We start from the raw sequence: 25,489 nt of genomic DNA on the forward strand, positions 1-25,489 counted from the left end.
GTCCTCAGCGGCGGCGGGCGGGCAGGGCGGCACCGGCCACGGCCGGTGGGAGTGTGGTGGTGCTCCAGCGGGGGACGCTGCGCGTGCCGAGCGCGGGCGGGCGGCGGGCGGCGGTCTGCTGGACGTCGAGCGGGGTGGGCGCGGGAGGCTTCGGTAGCTCGACGGGGGTGAGCTGGGCGAGTTGAGCGAGCCGGGGGCTCAGGTCGGCCTGGTAGCGGGCGATGGGGGCCGGTGCGACAAAGGAGGCCGCCATCGCGGCGATCAGCCTCTTCGGGGTGCGTGCGGTGAAGTTCGCCTGAGCACGAGAACTCCGTACGTCAGGTCCGGCCCACAGCGTCACCACTTCGGCGTCGGGATCGCCGCTGACGACGTCGATGCTCGCGCCGGCCATCTGGTCCGGTGAGACGACCTCGATCAAGCCGCGGGCGAGCGGCTTGCGTTCCCAGCCCGCGTCCAGCAGGGGCTGGACCGCATCGGTCCACTTGTATGAGTGGTCCGCCAGGAAGCTCTCGCTGTCCTCATCCCACTCGCCGGCCAGGGCGTCGATGAAGTCGCGGACGATCTCCGGCGGCATCTTGTCGCTGATACTCGCCGTCCAACGGGATGCGGAGACGGCGTCCTTGGCGGCGCTGATCTTCCACACGTCGAAGTCGTCGCCGAACCAGCCGATCTTGATGCGGTGGTCCGGAGAGGCGATGAGGAGCTGGCACGGTCCGTCGTCGAGATGGTGGTGCGGCCACTCTTTGACGGGCTCGAAGCTGGGATCGCCGATCCCGCCAAGGCCGGCGAGGTAGCGCGGGAAGACGTAGACATCTCCCTCGATCGGGGTGGGGTCGGTCATGGGCACATCCGTCGGGGTCGGGTGGGAGGTCAGCGGGCGGCTGGCGGGCGCGCGGTGGGCGTGGCCGGCCTTGGCGGAGCGACGGCCGTGGACAGGTACGGTGACACCTGGGAAGGGGCGAGTTCGGCGAGGACCTGGCGCTTGAGCACGCCGCGCTGGTCGGCGTTCAGGACGGACATATCCAGTCGTCCGGGGCTGGTCTCGAAGGGACGCAGCCGGTGGCGGATGTGGTCGTAGCCGACGGGGTGTTCGTCGGCCAGACGGTGCAGGGCCTGGTCGAAGAGGCGGCGGTGTTCGGCGTGGTCGGGTTCGTCCTGCTCGCGCTGGGTGATGGTCTGGGCGTACTGGCGGGCGACGCGGGTGTTCTCGGCGGTGCGCTGGTGGACGGCGACAAGGAACCGGCGGGCATTGAGGACGGCGAAGGCGGCTTGCCGCGGCATGACGTCGAGATCGGTGGTGAGCGAGCCGAGCTGGGTGGGGCTGGTGGCCCCGGCGAGCGGGGCGGTCATCTCGGCCAGTTCGTCCAGCGCGGTGCGCCAGCGACGCAGCAGCAAGGGGTGGCGCAGTTCGACGTTGCGCTCGTCCTGCTCCCGCGCATCGGCGGCGACGGTGTTACGGAAGGCGAGGGGGCTCTTGGCGAGCAGGTCGTGGACGACCGGGGTCATGGTGGCGAAGAGCAGGCCCTCGCTCGCGCCCCACTCGATGGCGTCGAACACGTCGGCCGGAGCGGACCGTTGGGCGGGTGGCTCGAGCTGGGTCGCGGCGTATTCCTGGGCGAGGAGTTGCTCGAAGCGGTTGGGGTGGGCGCTGCGCAGCCAGAGGCGGGCTGTGGCGGCGGAGTCGGTGTCCACCTGGTGTCCGGCGGAGGCGTGGTCTTCGGTGCGGCGCCGGTCGGCTTCTTCGGCGCGGGCCTGGGCCAGGGCTGAGCCGATCTGCTGGAGCTGGCGCAGGGTGCGCTCGGCCCGCGGGTCACCGGTCCAGGTCATGCGTTCGGAGGCGACCTGTATCTCGCCCTCGGCCCAGCGCAGCGCGTCGACGAGGTCGTCGCGGAAGTGCGGTCCGTGCAGCAGCTTGCGGGAACTGCGGGGCAGGTGACCGGTCGCGTCCGCGATGGCGGCCGTAACCAGGTTGCGGAAGCTGTCCTGCAGGAGCGGCTGGAGTGTCGTGGCGCCCATGTGAGCGACGTCGTTCAGGAGCAGGGAGCGGCGCTCGGACGGTGAGGGGCGGGAGGGCTGGGGCATGACGGTGGTTCCTGTTCAGCGGGCAGGGCGCGACGAACGTCGTGAAGGGTGCAGGCGGTGCGCGCGAGTTACGCGGTGGACGCGGACCGCGGAGGTTCGACGGCGACGGTCAGGTGGCTGAGGGCCTCGCCTGCGCGCGCCTGGGCGATCTCGGCCGTGGACGCGGTGGTGATCAGGAACCCGGCGCGGGCGCTGAACATGTCGCCGGCGGGCGGCAGGACGACGGTGTCGCCGACGATGCGCTGGAAGACGACCCGCTCCAGCCACGGGGTGCGGGCGGCGAAGCCGTCGTCGAAGTGGCAGTGGGTCAGGGTGCCGGAGGCGCTCGGGTACAGCAGGCGGATCGCGGCGGCGCCGTGGCGGGTGCGGGTGAGGTCGGGGGCCTGGCCGCAGGCGGTGTCGGCGGCGGCGCGGGCCAGGTCCACGCCGGTGGCGAGCTGGACCAGGTGGCCGATCATGTCGCCGCCGAGGCGCGCGTTTACTTCGATCAGGCGGGGGCGGCCGTCGACCAGGCGCATCTCGACGTGGCTCACGCCGTCGGTGATGCCGAGCGCCTTGATGGCGGCGGTGGCGACGGACACCACCTGGTCGAGCAGTGGGTCGGCGGCGTCCACGCTGTGGGCGACTTCCTCGAAGAACGGCGCCTTGCCGAGGGTCTTGCGGGTGACGGCCACAGCGGTGGTGTAGCCGCGGTGGGTGACGCACTCGACGGAGACCTCGGGTCCGTCGAGGTACTCCTCCACGAGCAACTTGGTGCTTTCGATGCCGTCGAGGGCGCCGGTGGCGGCGAACTCGAAGGCGTGGGGCAGTTCTTCGGCGCGGTCGACGCGGATGACGCCGATGCTGCCCGCGCGGGCGGCGGACTTGAGCACGATCGGGTAGCCGATCGTCTCGGCAGCGAGCGCCGCCTCCAGCAGGGAGCGCACGGTCATCGACGCGGCGGAGGGGACGCCGTGGCGGGCGAACAGGGTGCGGGCGGTGGCCTTGTTGCGGGCGGCCTCCATCACCTCCGGGCTGTTCGACGGCAGGCCAAGGCGCCGTGCCAGGCGCGCGGTCTGGACGAGGTACCACTCGGTCCATGTCGCCACCCCGGCCAGTTCGTGCCGCTCGGCCAGGGCCTGACCGGCGGCGGCCAGCGCCTGGGCGTCGTCGGGATCGGCGATCTCGAAGTCGGCGATGAACTCCCGCTCCCAGGTGGGCACGGCGGGAGTGATCAGGACGACGTCGTACCGGGCGGCGACGGCTTCGAGGCAGTAGCCGCGGTATGCCTCGGCCTCCGGACCGGCGGCGGAAACGACAAGGATGGTGGGCAAGGACTCTCCAAAAGGAAGCAGCTAAGGGGCAGTTCGGGCACGGCGGGGCCGGTTCAGGAGGTGCGTCGGCGGCGCAGCTCGAAGACGGAGGCCCACTCGGGGTGGTCCGCGACCAGCTGCCGCGCATACAGCGCGGTGTAGTTGTTGTTGAGCCCGCGCAGCCCCTGCGGGAGTCGCCAGCGCAGGGCCTCGAACAGCTCCTTGAGCCCGATGCGGGTGGCCCCGGCGGCCAGCCGTTCGACCGTCAGCCGCTCCAGAGCCCGGTAGACGTAGGGGTGTTCGGCATCGAAGGCGAGAAACTGTTCGGTGATGGTGGGCCTGGCCCCCGCACGGGAAGAGGGGCGGGCGACCGGTATGACCGTCTGGGCGGCGGCGGGCATGGGCATGGGCATGGGGTGGATCTCCAGGGCGAAAGGGCAGGGAGTCAGGCGAGACGGGCGTGAAGGCCGGGGAGCGTGCGCAGGCGGACGAAGGCGAGGCCCAGGCCCAGGGCCTGCAGCACCGCGCAGGCAGTGATCACATGACCGAGCAGGGCGGGCGGCACCGTGGCGACCAGGACGCCGGCCAGCGGGAACGGGATCAGGAGCAGCAGGATCGTCAGGGAGAGAGTGGCGCCGAACACCTGCTGCGGGATGAGGTGGGAGCGCAGGGTGCGCAGCACCACCGTCATGCCGCCCTCGCCGGCCATGAGCACCGCGATCAGCACGAGGTAGGCGGTGTAGGTGTGGGTGAGGGAGACGGCCAGGCACCCGCAGGCCGCGACGGTGGCGGAGAGCGCGCCGACGGGCCACAGGCCGAAGCGGTCGATGGCGCGGCGGCACACCGCGACCGTGATCAGGGAGGCGACGGCGGCGACCGACCAGATGAGGCCCACGTCCGCGCTGGAGTGTCCGAACTCCTTCACCACGATCACGGGGGCGGCGGCCTGGAGCAGGCCGATGGCGAGGTTGGACAGGGTCAGTCCGCAGACCAGCCAGCCCAACGCGGGCAGCGAGCGCAGCGTTGTCCATCCGGTGCGCAGCCCCGCAAGGACCGGCTGCGGCATCTCGGTCCTGGTGACGTGCTGCCGAGGGGCGAGGGCGGACGCCAGCAGCGAGAAGGCGGCGATCGTGACCAGCATCCCGGCCGCCCCGGCCCGCTCCAGCAGCAGGCCGGCGACGGCGGGGCCGGCCAGGGTGGCGACCTGGTCGATGCCCAGGAGGACCGACTGCACGCGGTGGGCTTGGTCTCCGGCCTGGCGGCTGGCGACGCCGCCCGCCGTCTCGGCGGCGATGTAGGAGAACTCGGTGAGCACGCCGGTCGAGGCGGCGAGCAGCAGGACGGCGACCGTGGTGGCCAGCCCGGCCTCCAGGTGCGGCAGCGCGAGGGCGGCGGCCACGACCACCACGGCCCGCAGCATTGAGGCTGTGCGCAGAACGCGGGTGGTGCCGTGGCGGTCGACCATCGCTCCGGCGACGGCGAACGCGCCCAGGCGCGGCACCCACTCCAGGGCGAACGCCAGCCCGGTCAGGGACGCGGAGTTGGTGGTGGCGAGCACCAGCAACGGGATGCCGTACGTCGTCATCGCGAAGGCGCCAGCATCCATGCTGCGGGGCAGGTAGATGCCGCGCAGCAGGGTGGGGACCGGCCGGCGGGCATGCCGGGGTCCGACACTCGATCTCACGCAGCGGGCTCCCACTCATCCGCCGCGTGGGAGGAGTGGAGGGCCGTGCGGTGCAGGACGTACGCATGCGCCTTAAGCCAGGCGGTCAGGACGTTCCGCGGGCCGTCGAGGGCGGCGATGGCCTCACGGTCGAGGACCGCATCTCCAGGGACCGCCAGTCCGCTCGCCTCGCCGAGGCGGGCGGCGCCGTGTGCGAGAGCCGCTGCGTGGCCGAGCAGGTCGAGGGTGCGCTGGACTCGGGTGACGAAGTCACTGGCCACCGTGGGGAATTGGTGGGTGCGGGCCCAGCGGGCGGCCGTGTCGTACACCTCGGCCAGTTCCTCGCCGCTGTCGGTCAGGCGGTAGCGGACTCGTTCGTGCTCATCGCCGTGGACGAGGCCGAACTCGCGGGCCCGGTCGATGGCGTGGCGCAGTTGGTTGATGGCCACATCGTCGAAGGTGCTCTGCAGGCTGCCGCGGCGGCGGCTGATGGGGCCGTTGTCGTCGATCTCGGTGACCAGGCGGATCAGTGCGGGCAGGGACAGCGCCCTGATCGCCCGGCGCGCCTGCGGGTGGTCGGTGGTGGTGACGCGGCTCATCGGCGCGGCCCTCCTGCCTGCGGAAGGGCGATGGGGCGCGCCGGTATCTGGTGCGAGAACAGGTCGCCGCCCTTCCAGGCGGTGGCCGGCGCGGCCGGGGACTGGGCGGACAGAGCCGGGGGCGTGGCGGCGGGCGCGGGAGTGGCGGGTGCCGGTACGCGGGGCTGGGTGGTCAGCCACGGTCCGGACTTCGCCTGCGTCTGCGCCGGAGCTTGGCCCCACAGGGGGTGGGTGTCGGCGTCGGCGAGCGAGCTCCCCTTTGCCCAGGCGCTCAGAGCCCGGTAGACGGGGGCGAGCGCGTGGCCGTTGGCGGTCAGCTCGTAGACGCGTCCGTCCTTGCGGACCAGGCCGTCGGAGACCAGGCGGTCCACCTGGGGGTAGACGTTGCTGAGCCGGTAGCTGGGCATCGCCGCGGCGGACAGCGCCTTGGCGCTGGAGGCGCCGCGTTCCTTGAGCGCCCACAGGATCGGCGTGGCGTGACGGGGGCCGATCAGCGCGAGGGTGTCTTCGATGTTCTGTGCGGGCGCGACCGTGGCGAGCGGCTCCAGCTTCCCGGTGTCCTTGTTCTTCGCCAGGGGCTTTTCCAGGTGGCTCTCGCCCCAGGCAGCGATCACGGTGAGGACGGGCAGCAGATCGGCGCCCCGCCCGGTCAGGCCGTAGGTGACGTGTCCCTGGGAGACTTCGGTGCGCTCGACCAGCCCGGCGTCGGACAGCTTGCGCAGTTTGGGGTGGAGCGTGCCGTCATTCAGCCAGGGCAGGCGCGGCTTGATCTCCGCGTAGCGCAGGGGCTGGGTGGACAGGGTCATCAGGATCCACACGCTCCACAGCGGGGTGATCATCTCCAGCGACTCGGTGACGCGGGCGACGTCGACCTGGGTGGAGCGGGGCAGACCGGTGGTGGCCAAGGGGGTAACTCCTAGGGCGGGGCAGGTGGATCAGCGGGTGCGGGTGGCAGCGGGCGCCGCAGCGGAGGCGGGTGCGGCGGGGGCCGCCGACGGCGGGGATGGTGTGGCGGGGACGCGGTGCAGGCCGGCGAGGACGGCGCTGACGGTCTTGGCGTGGGCGTCCCGGGTGGCGACGGATTCGGCGATCCGGCGGGCGCAGTCGAGCAGGTGACCTGCTTCGAACTTGCCGATCTCCCGCTCTGGGTGGGCCAGTTCACGCAGCCGCTGGAGCTGGAAGGTGATGTTGCGCTCGGAGAGCTGCAGATCGGTGTGGCTGCTCGTCAGGGCGGCGAGCATGGTGCCGGTCGGGTGGGTGTCGGCGTGGGCTTCGAGGGCGGCTATCGGCTGGCCGTACAGGTCCTCGATGCGTTCGGCGATGGTCTGGGAGGTGGTGTGGGGCAATCGGGGGCTTTCACGGTCGGCGGGCCCGCACCGCCCCGGCACGCGCGGGTGCCGGGGCGGGCGGGAGCGTGGTGGTGAGCCTGGGCTGGGCGAGCTGCACCGGCCGTTCGGTGCGTACTGCGGGCGGTGGCATGGTGCGCAGCAACTCGGTCAGTGCGGTGGCGTATCCGTCGCGGGCGGACAGGGCCGCCTCCATCCACTGCGCGTCGAACCGCAGGTCGTCGGCGGACAGTTCGCCCATGTCCCGGTCGGCGGCGGTGGCGTCGTGGATGCGGTCGCGGACCCGGGCGACCTGTTCCTCGGCCACCGCCAGCCAGGAGCGCAGCTCCAGGGCGCGCGTCAGAGCGGCGGACGCCTCCGGGCCCGCGGCCTGCGCGTACAGCTCGCTCAGCGAGGCGCCGAAGGCTTGGGCCAGTGCCTCGTCTTGGCTGGTGGGCTTGGTGACGACGCTCACCGCACCGCTCCTCGCACCGGTACGGACGGCGTGGGTGTGCTCGGCGCCGGTGCGGTCTGCAGGGCCGGGCTGCGGCGGGGGGCTACCTCGGCTCCCCGCCAGGCTCCCGGTCCCCTACGGCCCAGGGAGTTCGGGTCGGTGTAGTGGCGTACGACCATCGCCCGCCCGTCGCGCACCGCCACGGCGGCATTGACCTGGTGGGCCAGCGCCATGACCGAGTCGTCCAGCACGTCGCCGGGGGCACTGTCGAGGGCTGCGACGAGGGCGTCCTCGGCCTTCTCCAGTACCTCTTGGGCCTCGGTGAGCATTCCGTACCACTTCACGACGACGGTGGCGTCGTTGTTGGCGTGCGGGGCGGCGGCCACCGCCCGGCGCAGGTCGGCCAGCGGCATCTGGAAGCGGGCCTCGATCTGCTGGGTGATGACGCCCATCACGTCATCGGCGTCGTCGGGCACGACGTGGCTCCTTTCCTTGGAAATGCGTGGGCGAGACAAGAACGCGCGCTGTGCTGATCAGCCGCGACGACCGAGAGAAGGTGGCGGAATCCGGTGAATTCGCCGGAGTGCGGTGCCTAGTGGAGGCATGTGTAGACCTCGCGGTAGACGTACGAGCCGGAGACCCAGCCCTTTACGCCGGTGTTCTTGTCGGTGATGTAGTGCCAATTGCCGCTGGTCTTGTGGACCGTGAACTTGTGGCCGGCATAGAGCACGCCGACGGCGGTGGACTTGGCCGACGTCTTGGAGCGGATCGTCACGGCCTTCGTACCGACCTTCCACGGGCCGAGCCGGTCGCACTGGCCGCTGACCAGCGCAGTGGCCGGAGCCTGCGCAGGGGCGGCGCTCGCGGACGTGGCGGCGACGAGCGGGAGAGCGAGCGCACCGAGAACGGCGGGGGAGACGGCTATGCGGGTTGAGCGCATGGGGAATTGACCTCCAGAGGGAGAGGGAACGGAACACGGATCCACACCCGGGCTGACGCCGGGCGGGTCGGGTTCAAGAGTCCGGAGAATCCCCGGTTTTGCTAACCGGGGATGTGCTGCTATGTTTCGCCCTTCACCGGGGCCGGCGCCTCACGGATTCACCCCGGAGAAGGCCGGATGCGGCGCGAATTCGCCTTTCTCGTCAGCGAGTTGGGCCACTACGCGGCGCGGGGGCCGAGGGAAGGCCGGGCAGCGTGGACGGTGCGCTGTGCCGGGTCGCTGTCTGGGCGGTCGGCAGGGGGACGTCTTCGCCGGACCAGTGGGCCTGCCACCAGGCGGTGGCCTGCTCGTAGGTCGCAAAGCCGCCTTCGCGCAGGGTGTGCGTCCAGTGCTCCGTGTCGACCTCTTCCAGCAGCACCCGGAACCGCAGCGGCGCCTTCTCATCGATGGCGGCCAGGAGCACCGTGATCTGCACGCGGTCCGGGTCGTCGTCCGAGGTGTAGCTGGTGACGAGGGCGAAGTGGTCGCCGTCGGAGGTGAGGCGGTCCTCCAGCGCCTTGGTGGCCTCGTCGGCGGCGTCGGTGCCCATGTCCGGGCGCAGGCCGATGGCGTCCTTCGGGCAGCCGCGGGCGATCAGCCAGCTCTGCGCCATGGGCACCAAGGGCAGCTGCTCGTGCTGGAAGCGGAAGGTGCGGGCCTGAACGTCGCGCTGCAGGTGGAGGGCCACCAGCTGCGGCTCGCCGGGTATGCCCCAGGTCACCGCGCCGTTGTGCAGAACGTAGTAGCTGTGCCGTTCGTCGTCGGTGTGGTACTCGGCGAGCACGGTGAGTTCAGTTGCTTCGATGTCGATGTGCTGCCAGAACTGCTCGGCGACACGGTCGTTGACGGCGTCATAGCCGTCGAGGCGGAAGTCCGGGGATGAGGGCATAGGGGCTTTCGGGGACAGGGGTGCACGCGGAGCGGTGCGGGTTCAGCGGCGGGCGGGGGTGGCAGCGGGCCAGGTGCCGGGCCGGGACACGGGGACGGCGCCGGGCGCCCTGGGCGAGCGCGGGGCGGTCAGGGCCGCGCGGCCGGTGTCGGTCAGGGTGACGGGCTGGCCTGCCGTGACCGGGTGGGAGGTGTCGCGCACCACCAGGCGGTCCTCCTCCAGGCGTTGCAGCTGGCTGTAGGGGATGCGGGTGCCGGAGGCGGTGACGACGTACACCTGCTGCGTCAGCAGGTTCTGGTGGAGCTTGGCGCCCTGGGTGATAGCGAGCAGCGCGGCGATGTCGGGCGCGGGCAGGTTCGGCACGTCGCGAGGAGCCTTGTCCCGGGCGGCGGCTTCGACGGGCTCGAGCGCGGCGATGGCCTGGGCCTGCCGCTCATCCCGGGTGCGGGCCGCGTCCTCCAGCAGGCCGACGGTCCGGTCGATGCGCTCGAACAGCGCGTCATCGACGGGGTACTCGCCGGAGGAGAGGCTGTTGAGCTGGGACCGGTAGAAGATCACGTTGGTCTCGGCCTGGACGAGGGCCCGGTGGGTGTCGACCAGGTGGGTGTGCGGTTCGTCGAGCAGGTCGCGGTCGCGGTGCTGCCACAGCCGGTCGATGCTGTGGCCCACGGCGGCCTCGATCCGGTGGTCAAGCTGGGTCAGAGCCTTCTTGACCGGAGCGTTGCGGGGCATAGAGAGGTTCCTTGGAGTGGGGCGAGGTCCGGTGCGCGAGGCCGCTCACGCCGAGATGCAGGCGTACGGCGAGGTGCGGTCCGTGCCGCGTTTCGCGGACCGGGCCAAGACGCCGGAGCAGGCGGAGCATCGGACGGTTGGATGCCTCGGTGTAGGTGCTCAGGGTGCGGGCGCCCCGGGCGTGGGCGTACTGGGCGGCGTGCCGGGCCAGCGCGGTGCCGATGCCCCGGCGCTGGTGGGCGTCAGCGACTTGGAGACCGAGGTCGAAGACGCCCGCTTCCCGGCTGACGGGACCCGTGCACACCAGCGCGAGCGGCTCGTCCCCGGCGCCGAGCCCCAGCCAGCAGTCGGCATGCTCCAGCAGCTGGCCAAGGGTGCCGTGCGGCAGGTGCGTACGGCCCCAACGGCGCAGCAAGTGCGCGGAGGAACAGCGCTGGTGGAACGCGTCGACGAGCGGGAAGTCCTCGACCTTTACGCGGCGAAGGGCCGTGAGGGCGGGGTGCCTCAGCAGGAGCAGTCGGGCAGCGCGGCCTCAAGGGAGCTGCGCAGGTATCCCTTGAGCTGGCCGGTGCCGAAGCGGACGTTGCGTGGCCGCGCGCCGTACGGGGCCAGGAGACGGCCCAGGCGCAGTGGCGTGAGTTCGGCGTACGACCAGCGGCTCTCCGCCATTCCGGGGAACTGGCGCAGGCGGTCGGTGAGATCGGCCGAGGACATGGCGTCCGGATCGCCGTCAGCGGCGAAGACGTCGAGACACGCGTGGACGATCGTGTGCTCGGTGTCCGGGCAGGAGCGGCAGTCCGCCTCGTCGGCGGCGGCATCCGCTTCGCCGTCACCGCCGACGGGGGCACAGCAGCACTGGGTGCTGAGCAGGCGGGTCAGCTCGGCGCCGGCCAGCACGCGCAGGATGAGGACGTCGGTGAGCTGCTCCAGCTGCTCGTGGGTGTCGGCGAGGCAGCCGGTCGGCTCACCGCCGGCCACGGCGAGGAGCTGCGCGTCCAGCTGCTGAACTCGGCGGTAGGTATCGACAATTGCCCGGTGGTGCGGGTTCTCCTGTGGGGTGTCGAGTCCGGCGAGGGCGGCCGTGAGGTCGTCGAGGCCGGAGGGGAAGTGGGTCGTCAAAGAGTGCGGTCCTTCGGAGTCAGGGACAGGGCGGGGCGGGGAAGACCGGGCACCGCGTACGGCGGCGGGCCCGGCTTGGGGACGTCGCGGCGCGCCTCCAGCTGCGGCGAGCGGGAGCGGGCGGCATGGGCGAGCGCGCTCACCGGGCGGCGCGTGATGCCCAGGCGTTTGCGGGCGACGTTGTACACCTCGTGGCGGTCGCGCGGGCGTACGGCCACCACATGGATCTCGGTGCGGTGCGCCGCCTCCGGCGGGGCCGGGCGCTGGGCGTAGACGATGCGCCAGGCTTTGCGATGATCGACGTACAGCTTGCGGTAGTCGGCGAGTTCGCCGATCAGTTTGGGGCCGAACTGCTTGGCATTGACGACGTCTTGAAGCTGGGCGAGGGCCAGGTCGCGGATGTCGCCGGGGGCCTGAAGGAGGTCGGTCAGGGCGCGCGGGTCGAAGGAGAGGCCGAAGGCGGGCTGTTCGGGCCCGCTCATGCGGCCTGGTCCGGCTCGCCGGGCTCCGATTGGTCCGCGGAGGCCGAGCGGGCGGAGCGGATCGAGGAGGTGGGGCCGGGCAGCAGGCGGTGTGCGTCGCGGTCGGGGTCGGTCTGGCAGGCCGAGAGCGGTCCGCCGGGGGCGCGCACATGGGCCAGGCAGTGGGTGAGGAAGTCGCGGTGCCACACGAACATCCCGGACGGCCCGGCTTCGGGGTCTTTGTGCTGCTGGTAGGCCATCCACAGGGCGTGGAGCCAGGCGACGACGTCGTCGTGCTCCTGCCACTGCTTGCACCACGGGGCCGCGGTGGTGACCTCGGCGCCGTAGGTGTCAATGAGGAAGCCGTCGACCCAGTCGGTGAGCGCGTCCAGCTCGTCCTCGTACTCCTCGCCCTCCAGTTCCAGGATCGGGCGCGGCTCGGGCGGCGCCTGGATCGGCGCTCCGGGCATCCCGGGAAGGCTGGGCATGCCGAACGCCGCGAAGGGCGAGGGGTCCGGTGGTGCGGAGAGGCTGTCGAGCTGCCGGGCCTGCTCGGCCTGCTGCTCCATGAGCTTGCGGACGCTGGCCTCGACGCTCTCCAGATTCGAGTCCGGGAGCCGGACAGGGTCCATTTCCCCGTCGTCGGGGAGGTCTATGGATTCGGGCACGAAGTAGTTCTCCTTGAAGCCGCGGCCGATGGCGTGGGAATGACGGCTCCACGATCCAGAGATTCCCCGGTTTCGCTAACCGGGGATCCGGTGCTATAACGCATCGCGCGGCACGGGGAAAGGCGAACCAGAAGTCCGCTCTTGCCCCGTGCCGACATCGGGAAGTCCCTAGGCAGACAGGACGAAGTCGTCCTGGGACAAGGTCTGTTGCACGGTCACGGTCAGCCGGTCTGCGGCCACCTCGGCGTACTCGCGGGTCTTCTCCACCCCGATGAACGAGCGCCCCTCCAGCAGGGCCGCAACGCCGGTGGACCCGGATCCGGCGGTGAAGTCCAGCACGGTGCCCTGCTCGGGGCAGATCTTCACCAGCTCGCGCATCACCTCCACCGGCTTCTGCGTGATGTGCTGGCGGTTCTTGCCCGAGGGCTGCGATGCGGAGTAGAGGCCGGGCAGATAGACCGGGTTCCGGGAGCCGTCGATGGCGCCCTTCGAGCCCCAGATGATGAACTCGCAGTTCTGGGTGAAGCGGCCCTTCTGCGGCCTGGCCTGCGGTTTGTGCCAGGCCAGCACGCCGCGCCACAGCCAGCCGGCGGCCTGCAGGGCGTCCGTCGTCGTCGGCATCTGGCGCCAGTCGGTGAACAGCAGCGCGGTCCCGCCGGGCTTGGTCAGCCGGTGCGCCTCGGTCATGATCTGGGTGAGCCAGAAGCCGTAGCTGCGCTGATCCATGTTCTCGCCGGTGAAGTCCGGCAGTGCGTGCTGCGCGTCGGCGGAGGTGTACTTCTGCTTCGCGCTGCGGCTGGTGCGCTCCTTGGCTGTCCGGCCGCCGCTGTTGTACGGCGGGTCGGTGATGACGGAGTCCACGCAGTGGTCCGGAAGCTCGGCAAGGACGCTCAGCGCGTCGCCCTGATGCAGGGAAAAAGGCAAAGGGATACCCCAATTCGGGTCGATGACAGGTAGGTAGAACGCTCCGACGCTCAGGCAGAACCCCACGGGCCGAGACCGGGCATGAAGATGCCCGGGGCCCGTGATGCGGGTGCGAGGGGGAGGAGTCATCAATGTAGGGCACGATTCCCGGTGGAGCGGTGTCGCTGGGCGAAATTCCTGCGGAATTGTTTTCTGACTGAGTGTTATGCCGCCGACCGGGGATCCGCGCTTAGTGTTTTAGAGCCCGGCAGATCCCGCCGACGGCTCCCCACTCCGCCCGCCCTCACGAACCGAGGACCGCCATGCCTGGCCACACCTGAACCTGACCGACGCACGCAGAAGCGAGGTGCAACTCGCCGCGTGCGTCGGGGCCCCGATTTACCCACCACCGGCCACCGCGACCTTTCCCAAGCACGCCCGAGCGGCCGGAACTTCACCCCTCAAGGACGCCCTTGTGACAACTCCCTACCCTCCCCTGCCTGAAACCCCGCCGCCGGCAGGCGTGCCGGATTGAAGGCGATAGCCGCCGGCATCGGCGTCGTCTTCCTCTCCCCCCTGCTCCTCGCGGGCACGGCCATGACGGTGGCCGCCGCCTCCAGCGAAGCCGCCGAAACCACCAGCTCGTTCAGCGGCTGCCTGCATGACGTCGACACGGACGCCGTCACCAAGCAGGTGACCAAGATCCTCGACGGTGCGTCCGCGAAGGACGTGAAGGTCGAGGGCCTGTCCCTGCCCGCCGAGCAGGTCCCCAACGCCCAGACCATCGTCGCCACCGGCCTCTCGCTGGAGGTACCCAAGCGCGGGCAGATCGTCGCGCTCGCCACCGCTATGCAGGAATCACGGCTGCGCAACCTCGGCTCCGGCGACCGCGACTCGCTGGGTCTGTTCCAGCAGCGACCCAGCCAGGGCTGGGGCACCGCCCAGCAGATCCGCGACCCGGTGTACGCCTCGGAGCGGTTCTACAAGGCGCTGCTGAAGGTCAAGGGCTGGGAACAGATGACCGTCACGCAGGCCGCCCAGGCCGTGCAGAAGTCGGGCTTCCCGGACGCGTACGCGCAGTGGGAACCGCTGGCCACTGCCCTGCAGAAGGCCATCGCGAAGACCTTCCCCGGTGGCGACAAGGACAAGCCCGCCAAGGGCGGCGACAAGTCCAAGGACACCGACTCCCCGGCTTCCGGATGCGGTCCGGCCGAGGACGGCTCCTCCTACGGGCGCATTCCCGAGGGCAGTGTGCCCAAGGGCTACACCATCCCCAAGGACGCCGACCCCAAGGCGCGTAGGGCCATCGACTGGGCGATGCACCAGCTCGGCACGATGTACCAGTGGGGCGGCAGCTGTACGGCTGCGCACGGCCCTGACCCGATGGGCCGCTGCGACTGCAGCTCGCTCATGCAGCAGGCGTACGCCAAGGCCGGGATCAAGCTCACCCGCACCACGTACACCCAGGTCAACGAGGGCAAGGCCGTCTCGCCCGACAAGCTGCAGCCCGGCGACCTGATCTTCAGCCGCGGCACGGCCCAACGCCCGGAGCACGTCGGCATGTTCATGGGTGCGGGCCTCGTGATCGAGGCCCCAAAGACTGGCAAACCGGTACGGATCACGCCTCTGAAGGACTGGGCGATTCTCGCCGTCCGCCGCGTCCTCTGACGCCGCCTGCCGCCCGACTCCCCGCACCACGCGGACCGGGCCGGCCCCTTCTCGGCGCCGCTCGCGCCATCCCCCTTCACCTCGTCCCCCCTGTCGCCGGCCGCAGTCGGCCTGCGCACGCAAGGAGTCCCGCCACACCCATGCCCATACCACTCGCAGACCGCGTCATCCAGCTCGCCTACGACCCAGGCGTCTCCCCCAAGGGCGGCGGCCTGCCCGGCCTGGCCGTCCTGAAGAACGTCGTCAACAGCATCAACCTCTTCGGCATCGTCGCCGTGGTCGGGGCCTTGGCCGTCTCGCTCGGTGTGTGGGCCTGGGGCCACCACACCGGCGGCCACCAGGCCGAGGCCAACGGCAAGAAGGGCGCCATCGTCGCCGCCGGCGCCGCGCTCGGCCTCGGCGCCGCCAACGGCATCGTCGCGTTCTTCAGCGCCCTGGGGTCGCAGGTCCACTGATGAAACGTTCCCTCTCTCTGTCCTCCTACGGCGTCGGCTGGTCGGCCAACCGCCGCATCGCCATCGTCGCGATCATCCTCACCGCCCTGCTGGCCCTGGCTGCCGCCGTCGCGTTTTTCACCGGCCGCGACAACGGCGGTCACTCCGACTCCGGCTCACCGTCCGCCGCCGACAGCACCGCGCCCTCCGAGAAGGCGCCGAAGCCGGGCACCGGCACCGGATCGGTACCCAAGCCGCCGCAGATCGCCGAGCCGGTCGCCTTCGCCAAGGCCGCCGCCCAGATGCTGTGGACCTACGACACCCGGGACACCACCCGGGACCAGCAACTGGCTGGCATGCGCGCGTGGATGACGAAGGAGACCAAGTACGCCGACTGGTCCTCGGTGAACGCGCAGGTGCCGGATCCGACCCTGTGGTCGCGCATGGCCGACAACGACCAGCACGCCACCGCGAAGATCACCGAAGGCCACTACCCGGGCGCGTTCAAGCAGGCCCTGGCCGACGATCCGTCCGCGATCACCGAGGCGTACGTCTACGTCGTCACTGTCAACGGCAAGCAGGAGATCGCCTGGAAGAAGGGCGGCGGCGGAGCTGAGGAACGCGCCGTGACCCTGGCCGTTCAGTGCCACCCCGGCCACGACTGCACCCTGGCCGCCATCGCCCCGAACGTCACGCAGTGACCCGCGCCTGACACAAGAAAGGAGGCCAACTCCCCGTGGGTTTCTGCAATCTCCCCCTCGCCGACAAGGTGTGCGGCATCGCCGGCGCCGCCAAGGGCGCCGTCGACTTCGCCAGCGATCCGGGCAAGGTCATCGGCGACTGGATGGCCAAATCCTCCGGCGAACTCGCCGCCGCCGCAGCCGACCTGGCCGCCAAGGCCGTCAACGCCACCACCAAGGTCGACCTGAATGCGGGCTGGTTCCGCGACAACTACGAGATGCTGCTGCCGATCGGCCTGGTCATCCTCGTCGCCACCTTCTGCGCCCAGCTGGTGCGGGCCGCGATGAAACGCGACGGCCAGGCCCTGAGCCAAGCATTCACCGGCACAGCTTCCGGCGTGATCTTCGCCTTCAGCGCCATCGCCCTGACCACCGTCGCGATCGAAGTCGTCGACGCCCTGTCGGACGGGCTGTTCAAGGCATCCAACCTGTCGATCGAATCGGCCGTGCGGCGCATCGTGAAGGTCTCCCAGATCCCGGCGCTCGCCGGATTGGGCTGGCTCGTCGCGGTCTTCGCCGCCATCGGCGCCGCCATCGGAGCGTTCCTCTACTGGTGCGTGATGATGGTCCGCAAGGTCGGTATTTTGGTGATGGTGACCTTGGCGGTCTTCGCCGGTGCCGGCGGCGGCTGGGAAGTCGCCCGCCGCTGGCGCCGCGGCTGGATCGAAGCCACCGCCACCCTCGTCGTCAGCAAGCTCCTGATGACCGTGATCTTCGTGCTCGGCATCGCCGCCATGGGCAAGACCGAGGCCAAGGACGGCCTCGGCGCGCTCGCCGACGTCATGTCCGGCATCGTGATCATGGTGCTGGTGCTGCTGTGCCCGTACGCGACCTTCAAGTTCGTGCACTGGGCCGCAGAAGGCACTGACGGAGAATCGATACACCGAGCCGGTGGTGCCGGAGCCCAGCTCGCCAAGCAGCACACCGAGCGCGCAGGCCGCAAGGCCGCCGCGATGGCGGCCACCGCCGGAACCGGCGGCGCGGCAGCCGGAGCGGGCGCCGCCCCGCAGGGACCTGACTCGGTGCCCGGCGGCGGCTTCCCCGGCGACATCGCCGCCAACCCCACCGGCGGCAGCGGCCAGGAATCCGGCAACTCCGGTGGTTCCTCCGGCGGCCAGGGCATGAAGGACGGGCTGGAGAAGGCCGTCCAGCCTCCGCCCACACGCCCCAGCGATGACACCAGCGGCCAGTTCGGCGGCGGTCCCGGCCAGGGCGGACCCGGCTCAGGCTCGGGCTCCCCGTCCGGCGGCGGGTTCCTGTCCAACCCGGCGGGCTCGTCCACGCCTCCGCCGCAGGGCGCACCCCCGGCCCCGAACTCCGCTTCCTCATCCGGTGCCAGCGGCGCCGGCGCACCGCCTCCGCCGCCTCCGCCCACCGGCATCTGACCCCGCCCCTCACCCCGGAGCGGCACGCACCACGCCCCCGTGTGTGCCGCTCCGGCCCCGCCCGCGCACCACCGGAACGGCCCTTGTCTGAACTCTCGATCACCCCCCTCACGGTCAAATTCCCCCACAGGTCGAAGCGCGGCATCCTGCTCGGCCTCACCCTTCCCCAACTGGTCCTGGTCTCCTCGGCGTTGGCGCTGCTGCTGGTCACCGTCGTCAGCACCGGACTCCTCGGCGCGATCGTGCTCGCCCCGCTGTGGGCCGCGGTCGCCGCGCTGGTCGCCATCCGCCGCAACGGCCGCTCCCTGATCGACTGGGCGCCGATCGTCGTCCGCTTCGCCCGGCGCCGGCGCAGCGGGCAGACCCTGTGGCTGGCCCGGCCGGTCACCCGCCCCCGCCACGACGGCACCCTCCACCTGCCCGGCACCGCCGCCTCCCTGCGCGTCGTCACGCCCTCGGACTCGGCCAACGGCGCCGCCGCGGTGCACGACCCGCACAGCCAGACGCTGACCGCCGTCGCCCGCGTCTCCAGCAGAGCCTTCGCCCTGCTCGACCCCGCCACGCAGAACCACAACGTGTCCGGGTGGGGACGCGCCCTGGCAGGCATCGCGCGGACCGGGCATGTCGCCTCCGTGCAGGTCCTGGAGCGCACCGTGCCCGACAGCGGCGACACCCTCGCCCGCCACTGGGCCCAGCAGGGACGCCCCGAGACCCCGGTCGCCGGGCAGGTGTACTCCGACCTGGTCGCCTCCGCCGGACCGGCCGCGGCCCCGCACGAGGCGTACCTGGCGATCTCCCTGGACCTCAAGGCCGCCAAGCGCCTGATCAGTCAGGCAGGCGGAGGTTTCCCCGGCGCGTTCACGGTGATGGAGCAGACCACCAGCGCTATCGCCCAGGCCGCCCGCAGCGCGGGCCTGATGGTGACCGGCTGGCTGACCGCCCGCGAGATCGCCGCCGTCATCCGCACCGCCTACGACCCCAAGGCGCTCTCCAACCTGCAGCAGTGGTCCGAGAGCGGGCGCGCCGAGGCCGACCCCGCTGCCGCCGGGCCCGTCGTCCAGGTCGAGGAGTACGACCGGGTGGCCACCGACTCCGCGCGGCACGCCACGTACTGGGTCGAGGACTGGCCGCGCACGGAGACCGGCGCCGGGTTCCTGCACGGGCTGATGTTCACCGCCGGTGTGCGGCGCAGCCTGTCCCTTATATACGTGCCCCAGGGGCTCGAGTCCGCGATGCGCGACGTCCAGCGCAAGAAGGCCGCGATCATCTCGGATGCCGCCGAGCGCTCGCGGCGCGGCCAGGTCGACTCCGAGGCCGACAGCGTCGAGTACGCCGACGTCAAGACCCGCGAGCGGCAGCTGATCGCCGGACACGCGGACGTCGCCCTGACCGGCCTGCTCACCGTCTCGGCTGAGACCGACGCCCTGCTGGACGCCGCGTGCGCGCAGATCGAGACCGCCGCCGTCACCGCCCAGGTCGACCTGCGCCGCCTCTTCTACCAGCAGCCCGACGCCTTCACCCTCGGCGCGCTGCCCCTGGCCCGCACCGCCCTGTAATCCACCTCGGCCCCACCCGATTGGGGCCCGTGCCCTGCCGCACCGGCAGGAAGGATCTTCCCCTTTGACCTCAGCCACCCCCGTCGGCGACGCGCACCCCTATCTCCGGGCTGCCAGTGCCGGAGTGCGCCACCACACCCGCACCCTCACCGCCGAAACGGCCACCGCGCCGGTGCCCGCGGACCGCACCCACCTCGACGTCCTGCACGCGCACCTGATCGCCCTGCACCGCCTCGTCGACCAGCTCCAGGCAGCAACCCGGCCTCCGCACCCCGCGGCAGGACGGCAGCTGGCCACCGCCGGCACCCGGCTGTGGCAGGCCGGCGCCGCCCTCCACGACGCCTTCCACCTCCTGCCCGCCGTCCACGAGACGTCTGCGGACGAGGAGGAGTGCCGCCCCGAACGGCTCCCCGAAGGCCCTCCGGTGCTGACCATCTGCCAGCGCCACCTCGCCGCCAGCCACCTCGTGCGCCGCACGACCACCCCCACCGACCTCAACAGCCCCCTGCACGGCCACAGCACCACCTGCGCCCTGTAACTCCCCTCCTGCGAAAGGCCCCTGACTTGCGCACGCTCAAGCGCTCCACCTCCGCCGCCCTCGTCCTCGCCGCGCTCACCGGCACCGCGGCCCTGGCCATCGCCACCCCGGCATCCGCCGCCAGCTACCACTGCAAGACCAGCACCAAGTCCGTCGACGACGCCGCCTACGACGGCATATGGGCCGACAACTGGGACTTCACCGTCAAGCTGTGCTCCAAGCAGTCCGGCGACTACCTCTACAGCTACGCGTCCATCTCCTGGGACGGCCCGGCGTACGGCCGGGTCGACGACTCGAGCATCTTCGACGGCGCGTACTTCAAGCTGCAGGCCAAGAAGTCCGTCTCGGGCACCGACCCGGTCCTCAAGTCAGCCAACTACTACGGCATCGAATCGCGGCTGGAAAACAGCGACTCCAACGCCAACTACAACAACCACTACACGACGCCCGTGATGAAGACGAAGGTCGGCGCGGCGCGTGTGCTCACGGACGGCGAGCTGCACCTGGACTGGAACAACGACGGCAACGGCTACGGGCGCCACCAGTTCACCGCCTCCCCGGTCGTGTGATCGCCCGCCTCCCCGACCGCCGTCATCTGAAAGCCGCCCCGTCATGACCCACCGGCCCGCCCGGCGCGCCCGCCGCGCCTCGGCCTCTCCGCTGTTCACCCCGCACGGCACCGACCGCGCCAGCCGCAAGGCAGCGCGCCGTCAGCTCGCCGAGGCCGCCGCCAAGGCCCGCGCCGAAGCCGCCCTGCACCCGGCCGGCACCGAACCGGCCGAGCAGGAGATGCCGCAGCCCCTCTTCCCGCCCAGCGGCCGTCCCGGCCCCGCCTCCGCACGCGGCGGCAAGCTGAAGCTGCCCGCGCACCGCATGACCACCGCCACCGTCGCGGGCGCCTACCCCTTCCTCGCCGAAGGCGGGCTCGGCGCCGAGGGCATCTACATCGGCCGCGACGTGCACGCCGAAGCCTCTTTCTGTTTCGACCCGTTCGCCCTGTACGGCAAGATCGAAGGCTTCACCAACCCGAACGTGCTGCTCGCGGGCGTGATCGGCCAGGGCAAGAGCGCCCTGGCCAAGTCCTTCGCCCTGCGATCGGTGGCCTTCGGGTACCGCGTGTACGTGCCGTGTGACCCCAAGGGGGAATGGACCCCGGTGGCCGCCGCGCTCGGCGGCACCTCGATCGCTCTCGGCCCTGGACTGCCGGGCAAGCTCAATCCCCTGGACGCGGCCCCTCGCCCGCCATCGGTCTCCGAGACGGACTGGGCGAGCGAGATCCGCAAGAGGCGCCTGCTACTGCTCGGTTCCCTGGCCCGCACCGTCCTCGGGCGGGACCTGCTGCCGATGGAGCACACCGGCCTCGACGTCGCCCTGGACGCCGTGGTCACCCGCGCCGCCGCGAGCGGACGCACCCCGCTGCTCGGCGACATCGCCGCCATGCTCAACAGCCCCGACGAACTCGACGCGGCGGGCGGCCTGATGTCCGGCCGCCTGGGCGATGCCTCCCGCGACCTGGCCCATGCCATGCGCAGATTGGTTCACGGTGACTTGGCCGGCATGTTCGACGCGCCCTCCACCGTGCGCTTCGACCCGAGCAGCCCGATGCTCACCATCGACCTGTCCCGGCTGGGCGGCTCCGGCGACGACACCGCCCTCGTCCTCGCCATGACCTGCGCCTCCGCCTGGATGGAGTCCGCCCTCTCCGACCCGAACGGTGGTCGGCGCTGGATCGTCTACGACGAGGCGTGGCGACTGATGCGCCACCCCGGCCTGCTGGCGCGCATGCAGTCCCAGTGGAAGCTCAGCCGCGGCCTGGGCATCGCCAACCTGATGGTGATCCACCGGCTGTCCGACCTGCTCACCGCGGGCGACGCCGGATCGCGCGGACGAGCCCTCGCCGAGGGTCTGCTCGCCGACTGCTCCACGCGCATCATCTACCGCCAGGAGACCGACCAACTCCACGCTGCCGCAGCCCTCTTGGGCCTCACCTCAGTGGAGAGCGACGCCATCTCCCACCTCAACCGCGGCAGGGGCCTGTGGAAGGCCGCCGGACGATCTTTCATCGTTCAACACCTCCTCCATCCACACGAATTGTCACTATTTGACACGGATGCCCGAATGCATTAGCGCATCGAACTGCCGAACGGAAACCCCGTGACCACCGCTTCCCAGCCCAACCCGACCGGGCCGTTGCGCTCCTTCACCGTCGCCCAGGACGGCACACTGCACTTCACTGTGCGCGCCCGGGACCTCGACCACGCACACGAACGGATCGCCGGTCTCGAAGCCTCCGAAGCCGGAGCAGAAGTCCCCCTGGGCGACGGCGTCCAGCTGACCCACGTCACCTACGGCGCTGTGGCCGACTCCGACATCAGCCCCACCGATCCACAGGCCCAGAGCCCGGCTCAACCGCCCGCCCTCGGCACCCAGATGGTGGTCGAGGCCCTCGGCACCTCGCCGCAGCGCCTCGGCCGACTCCACACGACTGATTCCACCGAGGACGCCGTCGCCTGGCTCGTGGTCGTGGCCGCCCGCCATCTGGACCGCGTACACGAACAGCTCATCAACGCCGCCCAGTACGCGGCCTCCACTCTGACGCGCGTCGCCACCGGGAAGGCGCAGATCAATTCGTTGGGAGTCCTGCAGAACAGCGCCACGCAGATCGACATCCTGGCCGCGCGCCGCGCCGACGCCATCGAGCGCCTCAAGGAAGTCCTCCATGTCTACCGCCAGGTGGCAGCCCCCGACGACGTCACCGCGCAACCGGCGCATCACGCCGGCCAGGCCCCGATCCGCCCGGCCGCCCCCATCGCTCCTCCCGGCCGCCCATCGCGTCGCCGGTGACCCTGCCCCTCTCTTCCAAGGAGTCCATGCCCGCCTCCCGCGCCGACCTCGCCTCCTTCTCCGAGGCGCTCGCCGCTCGCCTGCCCGGCGACTGGCACAGCACGTACCGCCAACACGACGCGCACGGCGACCAGTTCCCTCTCGACGACGAGGTCTGGGACAACGGTCACGTCAACTGGGCATTCAGCGAGTTCGTCCTCGGTCACGACGCCCAGCTGGCCGGGCCCGACGGTCAGCGGCTGTGCGTCATCGACCGTCCGCTGCATCCCGACCAGTTCCTCGTGGTTCCCCTCGCCCCGGACGAGGGCCTCAAGTCCCACCACTTCCATGGCGTCGACGAGCCCAACGGCATCAAGGTCGGCAACGACCCGCTGCGCGCTGCCGTCGCGGTCAGCCGCCGCGTCCTGCCCCGCTACCAGCGCGCCCTGGCCGCCGTGCGCCACAACGCGCAGGTCCAGCCCGAGCCCCCGCTGCGCCCCGCGCCGCCCGAGGTCGACCAGGTCCTCACCCTGACCCGGTACGCCGACGGCGCGTTCGGCACGCCGTACGCGACGGTGCCCGCAGAGGCCCGCAGCACGCTCTACGTCCACGGCTTCCAGTACCACCCGCACCAAGGCGCCTTCCTCCTGCCCGCCGCGTACGGCGAGGCCGGCCAGGCCCTGCGCATCCAGGCCGTGGCGCAGCAGCTCGCCGCCCACCGCATCGGCGTCAACCTCCGGCACAGCCCGCCGTCTCCCGCCGCGCGGCCCGCGCTGAACACCCGCGCCCCGCTGCCGAGTTCGACGCCCGCCGCCCATCACCGCTAGACCCCGCCGGGTATCGCGGCCCGACCCTGCTTTCAGGAGATCCCACCTGTCCACGTCTTCCGCCACCCCCGCGGTCCCCGCCGCGGACATCACCACCCCCACCGATCCCGACGGCCGCTACGTATACGGCCGCCAGGTCCTCGCACTCACCGACCAGCTCAACGGCACGACGTCCTACGAGCACGCCGCTGCCCTGGCCGACCAGGTCCTGGAACCGACCGACGGCCTGCTGGAGCGACTGGCCGAGTTCTTCGAAGCGGCGGCCGAGAAGGCCAAGGAGGCCGACCACGACGACGGGTTCGACCTCCACTACGACCTGGAGGACGCAGCGTCCACCCTGCGCGGGCTCGGTGAAGACCTGCACGTCGCCGTCGACCGCATGCGCGCCCTGGCCCCGCGCTCCCCTACACGCCAGGCCACCAAGGCGACCGTCACAGGCTCGAGCATCGGGCTGCCGACGGCGGTGCTGCCCACGCCTGGTCGCACCCGGTGACAGCGCCAGAGGCGCCCGGTTTGCTCGCCGGTCTGGAGCAGGCGGCGCACCTGCACTCGCTGGCCGAGCGCATCCACCATGCCGCCGACGATCTGCCAGCCCCGCAGCCCACTCACTCGCTCGCCAGCATCAGCGAGGACGTCGAGGACCAAGTCCGCGTCATCGCGGGCGTCTTCGCCTCGCTCGCGCATGAAGCCGCCGTCCACGGCCGGGCGGCGAAGCAGCATCTCGGCGCGGCAGATGCCCTGGCCCACCGCAAGGTCGCACTGATGACGCGGGCGGCCGATCCTCTCGGCTGGGCACTGGCCAAGCTGGGCGAGGCCGTCGCCCAGATCGGGCGCCTCCAGGAGATCAGCGCCGGCCCACGCACCCCCGAGCGAGCCCAGGCCATCGACACGGCACGCGCGGCCCTGGACGACCGGCTGTTCAGTGCCCACCGGCACCTGACCGACGCGGCCGGCAACCTGCACCGGGACGCCGACCTGCTCGTCGCGGCGGCATCCGGGGCACGGCGCGGGCCAACTGCTCCGCCCGCTCACCGCAACCGGACACCCGCCGCACGGCCCGTGTCCACTCGCCTGCCGCCGACCGCCTCTAGAACCCTCCGCTGACCTGCGCAGACACCGTGCGATACCCCGCTGCGGGGCAGCTTCGCGCCCGCGTGACCGCGCGGGTGAAGGCGGCAACATAGCCGACGATCCCCGGTTAGCGAAACCGGGGATCGTCCGGACCCTAGAGGCGGATCACCCCACCACCCCTTTCTTGAGGAGCACCTCATCCGCCGCCCCCTCCACCGTTTCCCCCTGGCCATCGCCACGGCCTGCGTGGCCCTGGCCGCGACTGCCTGCGACAGCGGCAGCGACAACCCCGAGGCCAAGAACCCCGCTCCGTCCGCCAGCGCCGACAAGGAACGGGAGCTGCCGCCCGCGCTGACCAAGCAGCAGGCCCTCGCCGAGATCGACCGGTATGCGACGGTCAACAACAAGGCCAATGCCGACCGCGACCGCGACCTGCTCGACACCATCGAGGACGGCCCCCTGTATGCCATGTCGGTCTCTGAGTACAAGGAGACCGAGGGCCTGACCAAGTCCGAGCGCAAGGCGTACAAGCCGTGGGCGTACGACGCCAAGAGCGCCAAGCTGTACATCCCGCGCATCGCATCCGGGCAGGCGCGCTGGTTCGCCGCCGCGCTCTCCAGCACCAAGGGCAAGGCCCCCGACCGGCTCGCCGTCTTCGCCGAACAGCCGCAGCACAAGCGGTGGGAGATGGTCTCCGTCGCCGATCTGTACGGCACGGACCTGCCCAAGGTCGCCCTGGACGCCGACGGATACGCCACCGCCGTCGCCGCCAACGGCAACAAGGACCTGCCCGCGGGAGCCGACCTGCTGCGCAGCGGCATCCTGGACAACTTCGCCACCGGCGGCCAGAACTCCGGGAAGAAGGTCTTCGCCAAGAGCAAGGCGAGCAGCCAGCAGATCAAGGTCCACGACGAGACCGTCAAGCAGTACGGCAGCCAGGGCACCAGCACCTTCGCCGGCGCCGCCAACCGCTACCGCGACGCGTACGCGCTGAAGACCACCGACGGCGGCGCGCTGGTCTTCTTCTCCCACACCCACACACAGACCGACGCGGTCGCCCGCTCCGGGCTGCAGCTCAACCCCGGTAAGGGCGACCGGGCCTGGCTGCACGACATCCCGCGCACGAGCATCCGCTACGAGTTCGTCTGCAACGACGCCGCCATTGTCCCCGCCAAGGCCGCGCCCTCCACGCTCCTGGCCTACACCTGCGCCCGCACCGACGCGTCCGGCCCGCCCGTGAACTCCCCTTCCCTGCCCCGCGTGTAGCGCGGCCTTCCACCG

30 protein-coding genes are annotated in these 25,489 nt (G+C 71.3%); 12 read left to right on the forward strand and 18 right to left on the reverse strand.

Annotated elements, in window-relative coordinates:
• Window positions 1-4 precede the first annotated feature (4 nt).
• The 18 genes from OO63_RS15125 to OO63_RS15210 all read right to left on the reverse strand — a co-directional run bounded on the left by OO63_RS15125 (window position 5) and on the right by OO63_RS15210 (window position 13,187).
• The gene (locus tag OO63_RS15125) at window positions 5-841 is read right to left on the reverse strand and encodes an SPDY domain-containing protein (protein WP_031192241.1); all 837 of its coding nucleotides are present in this window, start codon (window positions 839-841) and stop codon (window positions 5-7) included.
• A gap of 29 nt (window positions 842-870) precedes the next feature.
• Window positions 871-2,082, reverse strand: a complete 1,212-nt coding sequence (locus OO63_RS15130) for a hypothetical protein (protein WP_051810884.1) — start codon at window positions 2,080-2,082, stop codon at window positions 871-873.
• A 68-nt stretch (window positions 2,083-2,150) separates the two neighbouring features.
• Window positions 2,151-3,386: an ATP-grasp domain-containing protein gene (locus tag OO63_RS15135; RefSeq protein ID WP_030359195.1), complete on the reverse strand. Its 1,236-nt coding sequence runs from the start codon at window positions 3,384-3,386 to the stop codon at window positions 2,151-2,153.
• Window positions 3,387-3,448: 62 nt separating this feature from the next.
• A complete protein-coding gene (locus OO63_RS15140) occupies window positions 3,449-3,781 on the reverse strand; it encodes a hypothetical protein (protein ID WP_397622182.1) in 333 nt (110 codons plus the stop codon).
• 38 nt (window positions 3,782-3,819) lie between these two features.
• Window positions 3,820-5,058 (reverse strand): MFS transporter, encoded by a 1,239-nt coding sequence (locus tag OO63_RS15145; protein WP_030359193.1) that lies wholly within the window; start codon window positions 5,056-5,058, stop codon window positions 3,820-3,822.
• Window positions 5,055-5,636 (reverse strand): hypothetical protein, encoded by a 582-nt coding sequence (locus OO63_RS46335; RefSeq protein ID WP_051810885.1) that lies wholly within the window; start codon window positions 5,634-5,636, stop codon window positions 5,055-5,057. Before OO63_RS46335 ends, OO63_RS15145 begins: the two co-directional genes overlap by 4 nt.
• Window positions 5,633-6,541, reverse strand: a complete 909-nt coding sequence (locus OO63_RS15155; RefSeq protein WP_030359191.1) for a winged helix-turn-helix transcriptional regulator — start codon at window positions 6,539-6,541, stop codon at window positions 5,633-5,635. Before OO63_RS15155 ends, OO63_RS46335 begins: the two co-directional genes overlap by 4 nt.
• A 30-nt stretch (window positions 6,542-6,571) precedes the next feature.
• A complete protein-coding gene (locus OO63_RS15160) occupies window positions 6,572-6,982 on the reverse strand; it encodes a hypothetical protein (protein ID WP_030359190.1) in 411 nt (136 codons plus the stop codon).
• 10 nt (window positions 6,983-6,992) lie between these two features.
• Window positions 6,993-7,436, reverse strand: coding sequence for a hypothetical protein (locus tag OO63_RS15165; protein ID WP_030359189.1), 444 nt, complete (start codon window positions 7,434-7,436; stop codon window positions 6,993-6,995).
• On the reverse strand, window positions 7,433-7,891 hold the full coding sequence (locus OO63_RS15170; RefSeq protein ID WP_030359188.1) for a hypothetical protein: 459 nt from the start codon (window positions 7,889-7,891) through the stop codon (window positions 7,433-7,435). The genes OO63_RS15165 and OO63_RS15170 overlap by 4 nt, the downstream gene beginning before the upstream one ends.
• Before the next feature lie 116 nt (window positions 7,892-8,007).
• Complete coding sequence (locus OO63_RS15175) at window positions 8,008-8,355, reverse strand: SH3 domain-containing protein (protein ID WP_030359187.1); 348 nt, start codon at window positions 8,353-8,355, stop codon at window positions 8,008-8,010.
• 202 nt (window positions 8,356-8,557) lie between these two features.
• Window positions 8,558-9,283, reverse strand: a complete 726-nt coding sequence (locus OO63_RS15180) for a hypothetical protein (RefSeq protein ID WP_051810886.1) — start codon at window positions 9,281-9,283, stop codon at window positions 8,558-8,560.
• A gap of 42 nt (window positions 9,284-9,325) precedes the next feature.
• Window positions 9,326-10,015, reverse strand: a complete 690-nt coding sequence (locus OO63_RS15185; protein WP_030359185.1) for a hypothetical protein — start codon at window positions 10,013-10,015, stop codon at window positions 9,326-9,328.
• Complete coding sequence (locus OO63_RS15190; RefSeq protein WP_346009327.1) at window positions 9,972-10,532, reverse strand: GNAT family N-acetyltransferase; 561 nt, start codon at window positions 10,530-10,532, stop codon at window positions 9,972-9,974. Before OO63_RS15190 ends, OO63_RS15185 begins: the two co-directional genes overlap by 44 nt.
• Window positions 10,520-11,134: a DUF3631 domain-containing protein gene (locus OO63_RS15195; protein ID WP_030359183.1), complete on the reverse strand. Its 615-nt coding sequence runs from the start codon at window positions 11,132-11,134 to the stop codon at window positions 10,520-10,522. Before OO63_RS15195 ends, OO63_RS15190 begins: the two co-directional genes overlap by 13 nt.
• Window positions 11,131-11,616: a hypothetical protein gene (locus OO63_RS15200; RefSeq protein ID WP_030359182.1), complete on the reverse strand. Its 486-nt coding sequence runs from the start codon at window positions 11,614-11,616 to the stop codon at window positions 11,131-11,133. The genes OO63_RS15195 and OO63_RS15200 overlap by 4 nt, the downstream gene beginning before the upstream one ends.
• Window positions 11,613-12,227, reverse strand: a complete 615-nt coding sequence (locus OO63_RS15205; protein ID WP_031192244.1) for a DUF4913 domain-containing protein — start codon at window positions 12,225-12,227, stop codon at window positions 11,613-11,615. Before OO63_RS15205 ends, OO63_RS15200 begins: the two co-directional genes overlap by 4 nt.
• A 204-nt stretch (window positions 12,228-12,431) precedes the next feature.
• On the reverse strand, window positions 12,432-13,187 hold the full coding sequence (locus OO63_RS15210; protein WP_030359180.1) for a DNA-methyltransferase: 756 nt from the start codon (window positions 13,185-13,187) through the stop codon (window positions 12,432-12,434).
• Window positions 13,188-13,697: 510 nt separating this feature from the next.
• Here OO63_RS15210 and OO63_RS15215 point away from each other — a divergent pair.
• The 12 genes from OO63_RS15215 to OO63_RS15270 all read left to right on the forward strand — a co-directional run bounded on the left by OO63_RS15215 (window position 13,698) and on the right by OO63_RS15270 (window position 25,474).
• Window positions 13,698-14,834, forward strand: a complete 1,137-nt coding sequence (locus tag OO63_RS15215; RefSeq protein ID WP_030359179.1) for a C40 family peptidase — start codon at window positions 13,698-13,700, stop codon at window positions 14,832-14,834.
• Window positions 14,835-14,974: 140 nt separating this feature from the next.
• Entirely contained in the window at window positions 14,975-15,289 is a 315-nt protein-coding gene (locus tag OO63_RS15220) for a DUF6112 family protein (RefSeq protein ID WP_030359178.1), read from the forward strand.
• Entirely contained in the window at window positions 15,289-15,969 is a 681-nt protein-coding gene (locus OO63_RS15225) for a hypothetical protein (protein WP_030359177.1), read from the forward strand. The genes OO63_RS15220 and OO63_RS15225 overlap by 1 nt, the downstream gene beginning before the upstream one ends.
• Before the next feature lie 35 nt (window positions 15,970-16,004).
• Window positions 16,005-17,393 (forward strand): SCO6881 family protein, encoded by a 1,389-nt coding sequence (locus tag OO63_RS15230; RefSeq protein ID WP_030359176.1) that lies wholly within the window; start codon window positions 16,005-16,007, stop codon window positions 17,391-17,393.
• A gap of 83 nt (window positions 17,394-17,476) precedes the next feature.
• A complete protein-coding gene (locus OO63_RS15235; protein WP_030359175.1) occupies window positions 17,477-18,949 on the forward strand; it encodes an SCO6880 family protein in 1,473 nt (490 codons plus the stop codon).
• Window positions 18,950-19,013: 64 nt separating this feature from the next.
• Window positions 19,014-19,487, forward strand: a complete 474-nt coding sequence (locus tag OO63_RS15240; protein WP_030359174.1) for a DUF6238 family protein — start codon at window positions 19,014-19,016, stop codon at window positions 19,485-19,487.
• 26 nt (window positions 19,488-19,513) lie between these two features.
• Window positions 19,514-20,056: a hypothetical protein gene (locus OO63_RS15245; RefSeq protein WP_030359173.1), complete on the forward strand. Its 543-nt coding sequence runs from the start codon at window positions 19,514-19,516 to the stop codon at window positions 20,054-20,056.
• Between the two features lie 43 nt (window positions 20,057-20,099).
• Window positions 20,100-21,614, forward strand: coding sequence for an ATP-binding protein (locus tag OO63_RS15250; RefSeq protein ID WP_030359172.1), 1,515 nt, complete (start codon window positions 20,100-20,102; stop codon window positions 21,612-21,614).
• A 27-nt stretch (window positions 21,615-21,641) separates the two neighbouring features.
• Window positions 21,642-22,331 carry a hypothetical protein gene (locus OO63_RS46340; RefSeq protein ID WP_063750406.1) on the forward strand — a complete coding sequence of 230 codons (690 nt, stop codon included), beginning with the start codon at window positions 21,642-21,644 and terminating at the stop codon, window positions 22,329-22,331.
• A 26-nt stretch (window positions 22,332-22,357) separates the two neighbouring features.
• On the forward strand, window positions 22,358-23,137 hold the full coding sequence (locus OO63_RS15260) for a hypothetical protein (protein WP_030359170.1): 780 nt from the start codon (window positions 22,358-22,360) through the stop codon (window positions 23,135-23,137).
• 513 nt (window positions 23,138-23,650) lie between these two features.
• The gene (locus OO63_RS42235; protein ID WP_051810887.1) at window positions 23,651-24,241 is read left to right on the forward strand and encodes a hypothetical protein; all 591 of its coding nucleotides are present in this window, start codon (window positions 23,651-23,653) and stop codon (window positions 24,239-24,241) included.
• Window positions 24,242-24,454: 213 nt separating this feature from the next.
• Entirely contained in the window at window positions 24,455-25,474 is a 1,020-nt protein-coding gene (locus OO63_RS15270) for a DUF8094 domain-containing protein (protein WP_234311212.1), read from the forward strand.
• The last annotated feature ends 15 nt before the right edge of the window (window positions 25,475-25,489 follow it).

The organism is Streptomyces alboflavus, from assembly GCF_000716675.1.
Taxonomy (GTDB): Bacteria; Actinomycetota; Actinomycetes; order Streptomycetales; family Streptomycetaceae; genus Streptomyces; species Streptomyces alboflavus.

Bases quoted from the DNA above. Each gene is read 5' to 3' on its own strand.
- OO63_RS15130 (WP_051810884.1), bottom strand. From the start codon at position 2,082: ATGCCCCAGCCCTCCCGCCCCTCACCGTCCGAGCGCCGCTCCCTGCTC.
- OO63_RS15125 (WP_031192241.1), bottom strand. From the start codon at position 841: ATGACCGACCCCACCCCGATCGAGGGAGATGTCTACGTCTTCCCGCGC.
- OO63_RS15225 (WP_030359177.1), top strand. From the start codon at position 15,289: ATGAAACGTTCCCTCTCTCTGTCCTCCTACGGCGTCGGCTGGTCGGCC.
- OO63_RS15200 (WP_030359182.1), bottom strand. From the start codon at position 11,616: ATGAGCGGGCCCGAACAGCCCGCCTTCGGCCTCTCCTTCGACCCGCGC.
- OO63_RS15205 (WP_031192244.1), bottom strand. From the start codon at position 12,227: ATGGACCCTGTCCGGCTCCCGGACTCGAATCTGGAGAGCGTCGAGGCC.
- OO63_RS15260 (WP_030359170.1), top strand. From the start codon at position 22,358: ATGCCCGCCTCCCGCGCCGACCTCGCCTCCTTCTCCGAGGCGCTCGCC.
- OO63_RS15180 (WP_051810886.1), bottom strand. From the start codon at position 9,283: ATGCCCTCATCCCCGGACTTCCGCCTCGACGGCTATGACGCCGTCAAC.
- OO63_RS15250 (WP_030359172.1), top strand. From the start codon at position 20,100: ATGACCCACCGGCCCGCCCGGCGCGCCCGCCGCGCCTCGGCCTCTCCG.
- OO63_RS15175 (WP_030359187.1), bottom strand. From the start codon at position 8,355: ATGCGCTCAACCCGCATAGCCGTCTCCCCCGCCGTTCTCGGTGCGCTC.
- OO63_RS15140 (WP_397622182.1), bottom strand. From the start codon at position 3,781: ATGCCCATGCCCGCCGCCGCCCAGACGGTCATACCGGTCGCCCGCCCC.
- OO63_RS46335 (WP_051810885.1), bottom strand. From the start codon at position 5,636: ATGAGCCGCGTCACCACCACCGACCACCCGCAGGCGCGCCGGGCGATC.
- OO63_RS15220 (WP_030359178.1), top strand. From the start codon at position 14,975: ATGCCCATACCACTCGCAGACCGCGTCATCCAGCTCGCCTACGACCCA.
- OO63_RS15185 (WP_030359185.1), bottom strand. From the start codon at position 10,015: ATGCCCCGCAACGCTCCGGTCAAGAAGGCTCTGACCCAGCTTGACCAC.